This is a genomic window from Spirulina subsalsa CS-330, from assembly GCF_028330765.1.
Classification (GTDB): domain Bacteria; phylum Cyanobacteriota; class Cyanobacteriia; order Cyanobacteriales; family Spirulinaceae; genus Spirulina; species Spirulina subsalsa_A.
Genome location: NZ_JAQMTY010000063.1, coordinates 1 through 3,733, shown reverse-complemented (window position 1 = coordinate 3,733; position 3,733 = coordinate 1). Strand labels below are relative to the sequence as shown.

Sequence of the window (3,733 nt, the reverse complement as noted above, 5' to 3'; positions counted from 1 at the left end):
TTTTGCTGCGCCGCCAGTACAACTGGACTTCGCTCGTGTAGGCTGTCTGATCCATCGTCTCGGGTGGGTCGTTGACCAAGGATTATACTAACATCAAGCCGTCCTAGAAGGACGGGGTTTCTACCCAAATTTTCGATGATCAATGAGGAGTACAGCGATCGCTCATGTCTGACTCACTGAAAATTTTAGGAACGCCGCCCAATGCGTGGCGTGTTGATGCGGAAACAGCGGATCTGAGCCGTCCTGCATTATCACCCCAGATCATCACCGTTCCGACCCACTCCAAAACCCTGCGGCTGGATCTTGCCAAAACTGCTCTTTTGGTGATTGATATGCAGAATGATTTTTGTCATCCCGATGGGTGGCTGGCGGGGATTGGCGTGGATATCATGCCCGCTCGTGAGCCGATCGCACCCTTGCAGCGGTTTTTACCCCAACTGCGATCGCACCATGTCCCCATCCTTTGGGTCAACTGGGGCAACCGTCCCGACCTCCTCAACATCAGCGCCGCCACCCGCCATGTGTATAACCCTACGGGCGACAGCATCGGCCTTGGCGATCGCCTGCCAAAAAATCAAGCCCCCGTCCTCGAAGCCGGTAGCTGGGCGGCGGCGGTGGTGGATGAATTGACCCCCGATCCTGAAGATATTCGCGTCGATAAATATCGCATGAGTGGGTTTTGGGATACGCCCCTCGATAGTATTTTGAAAAATCTGGGCCGCACCACCGTGCTCTTTGCGGGGGTGAATCTTGATCAATGTGTGATGGCGACGTTACAAGATGCCGCCTTTCTCAATTACGACTGCATTCTTTTGCAAGACTGCGCCGCCACCACCTCCCCGGAATTTTGCACCCAAGCAACACTCTATAACGTGAATCAATGCTTTGGGTTTGTGACGAATTCCACAGCATTTTTAGAGGTCATGGTGTAAAAGCTTAAAAGATGCGATCGCCCTCCATCGTTTTGGATCAAACACGCTACCCTAGCGGTATCGGCCATCTACACCCTTAACCCCTCACCCACCCATGACCGACTTACTCGCCGCAACCAGTGACCATTGTGTGATTCCCGTGGTGAAGTCGCCCCGCGATTACCAAGCCTATCGCATCAGTCCCCAGGATACGAATCGACTCGCGATCGTCTTTGATCCAGACATTGCCTCGATGTCGTTAACATTCTGTGTGGAGATTTTTGATCCCGGTGGGAAAACACCCCCGAACCGTCACAATATTGCCCTAGAAATGTTTTTTGTGTTGAAAGGGGAAGGGTTTGCACTCTGTGATGGTAAGCAGGTTCCGATTCGGGCGGGAGATAGTTTGCTAGTGCCACCGACGGGAATTCATGAAGTCCATAATACGGGAGATGGGCGACTCTATGCCCTCTGTTTTATGGTACCAAATGAAGATTTTGCGGAGTTAATTCGGAGTGGGATTCCGGTGGAATTAGATGAAGAAGATATGCAGGTATTGGGCCGTTTTGATCGCGTAGGTGGATGAGCAAGACTTGATCGAGTGGGATAGGCTTCTAATCATAATTCAGTAGGCTTTAGCCTCCTTTCGCTCTGAGCCAGGGATTGAAATCCCTGGCAAAGCTGAATCATGGCAGCGAAGCGGCGGGATTTCGGCGGACATGAGATACTGGACAGTGACCCTCCGCCTACGATTTCATGAGTATTCTGACGCTTCAGGCTGTCCACAAAGATTTTGGCATTAAAGACATTCTTCGCGAGGCCAGTTGCAGCATTGAGGCGGGTGAAAAGGTTGGGCTGATTGGGGTGAATGGGTCGGGAAAATCGACCTTTTTAAAGATGATCGCGGGGTTGGAGCCGTTCGATGGGGGCGATCGCATCCTCAAATCCGGGGCCCGCGTCGTCTATCTGCCCCAACAGCCCGACATTGACCCCAACCTCACCGTATTAGACCAAGTCTTCGCCGACAGCAGCAACGCCATGGGATTGGTGCGGGAATATGAAGACCTTTCCCATCGGATGGCCCACGCCGCCGGGGATGACCTCGATCGCCTCATGAGTCGCCTCGCCACCGTCAGCGAACAGATGGATGCGATCGGGGCGTGGGAACTAGAAACCAACGCCAAAATTATCCTCAGTCGGTTGGGGATTGATGACTTTGAAGCGCGGGTGGGCGATTTATCCGGCGGCTATCGCAAGCGCATCGCCCTCGCCACTGCCCTCCTCGCCGATCCGGATCTGCTCCTGATGGACGAACCCACCAACCACCTTGATGCCGAATCCGTCGAATGGTTGCAAGACTACCTCACCCAATTTCGCGGTGCATTGTTGCTGATCACCCACGATCGCTACTTCCTCGATCGCGTCACCAACCGCATTTTAGAAATCGATCGCGCCGACCTCTACAGCTACGACGGCAATTATGCCTATTATCTAGAGAAAAAAGCCCTCGCCGAGGATTCGGCGGCCAGCAGTCAACGCAAGTATCAAGGCATCCTCCGGCGAGAATTGGAATGGCTCAAACGCGGCCCAAAAGCCCGCAGCACGAAGCAAAAAGCCCGCATTGATCGCATTGGCGAAATGCAAAACACCACCTTTAAAACCGCCAATAGTAATGTCAGTATTGATACTCCGGGGCGGCGGATTGGCAAGAAGGTGATCGAACTGGTGGCGGTGAGTAAATCCTATGGCGATCGCACCTTAATTCAGAACTTTTCCTATGAATTTGGGCCCAGCGATCGCATCGGGATTATCGGCGGCAATGGCGCGGGAAAATCCACCCTGATGAACATTATTACCGGTCGCATTCCCCCCGATTCCGGCACGGTAGACATCGGCAGCACGATCCATTTTGGCTACTTTGATCAACATTCCGAAAGTATGATCACCGCCAAAGAAGAGAATCAGCGGGTGATCGAATACATCAAAGACAGTGCCGAACTCGTCAAAACCAGCGATGGCACAACGATCACCGCCTCACAAATGTTAGAGCGGTTTCTCTTCCCATCCGATCAACAATATGCCCCGATTCATAAACTATCAGGGGGTGAAAAGCGGCGGCTGTTTTTACTCAAAATTTTAATGACCGCCCCCAATGTGCTAATCCTCGATGAACCGACCAATGATCTAGATGTGCAAACCCTCGGCGTATTAGAAGACTACCTCGAAACCTTTAATGGCTGCGTGATTTGTGTGTCCCACGATCGCTACTTTTTAGACCGGACGGTGGAGTTTATTTTCGCCCTCGAAGCGGGGGGGACGCTGCGGCAATATCCCGGTAATTATTCGGTCTATCTCGATTACAAACGGGCCGAAGCTGCGATCGCCAAAGAAGCCGCCGCCCTCATCCCATCCCCAGCCCAATCCCCCGCGAAATCCTCACCCGACCCGAACAAGAACGCCACCTCATCCCGCCGCCTTTCCAACTACCAACGCCGTGAACTCGCCGAACTCGAAACCAAAATCCCCGAACTCGAAGCCCAAAAAGCCACGTTAGAAGACAAAATCTACACCAATCCCCCCGCCGACTACAATCAACTGCAATCCCTCACCGATGAACTCGCCACCCTCACCGCAACCATTGATCAGGTCACAGAGCGATGGTTAGCCCTCGCAGAACTAGAGCAATAAGTCCTCATGGGGGGCACTGGCTGGATTTACTGATCGGCGGTGGGGGTGTCGGGTGTGGCTTCGTTGCCGTGCCAATGCTGTTCGAGGTCTTGCAGTTCCCGATAGAGGGAGTCATAGACGGAATCCGGCAGGAT

The 3,733-nt window shown here is 53.1% G+C and carries 3 protein-coding genes; all 3 read left to right on the top strand.

Annotation, left to right across the window (positions count from 1 at the left end; translation table 11 throughout):
* Positions 1-164 precede the first annotated feature (164 nt).
* Positions 165-932 carry a cysteine hydrolase family protein gene (locus tag PN477_RS04315; protein WP_272118629.1) on the top strand — a complete coding sequence of 256 codons (768 nt, stop codon included), beginning with the start codon at positions 165-167 and terminating at the stop codon, positions 930-932.
* 94 nt (positions 933-1,026) lie between these two features.
* Positions 1,027-1,497, top strand: coding sequence for a cupin domain-containing protein (locus PN477_RS04310; RefSeq protein ID WP_272118627.1), 471 nt, complete (start codon positions 1,027-1,029; stop codon positions 1,495-1,497).
* 170 nt (positions 1,498-1,667) lie between these two features.
* A complete protein-coding gene (locus PN477_RS04305; protein WP_272118625.1) occupies positions 1,668-3,599 on the top strand; it encodes an ABC-F family ATP-binding cassette domain-containing protein in 1,932 nt (643 codons plus the stop codon).
* The last annotated feature ends 134 nt before the right edge of the window (positions 3,600-3,733 follow it).